Consider the following 242-nt stretch of genomic DNA (forward strand, 5'->3'; position numbering starts at 1 on the left):
GTGCGATAATGCAGCGCTTGACCCATTGGAGATTTTTCAGAAAGGTTACGGAAGAGAGCCAGAAACTTGTTCCACTGCATTTTTCCCTGCTGCTCGATCAAATCAATGTTGTAGTCAAATAAAAAAGATGAAAAAATCCGTTCTGCGTCAATTGTAAAATCCACAATCGGCGGTTACAGTAGTTTTTCATCTCCATCTTCTTTTTTGTCGTTATTCATTAATGTTTTCAAATCAATATCAAG

At 37.2% G+C, this 242-nt stretch carries 1 protein-coding gene; it reads right to left on the minus strand.

Annotation, left to right across the window (positions count from 1 at the left end):
- Positions 1 to 164, minus strand: a 164-nt coding sequence (locus SB753_RS40705; RefSeq protein ID WP_410805630.1) for a Gp15 family bacteriophage protein, incomplete at its 3' end; no start/stop codon positions are given.
- Positions 165 to 242: the final 78 nt, after the last annotated feature.

The sequence above is a fragment of the Paraburkholderia sp. SIMBA_053 genome (genome assembly GCF_046534895.1).
In the GTDB taxonomy this organism is placed as follows: Bacteria; Pseudomonadota; Gammaproteobacteria; order Burkholderiales; family Burkholderiaceae; genus Paraburkholderia; species Paraburkholderia caledonica.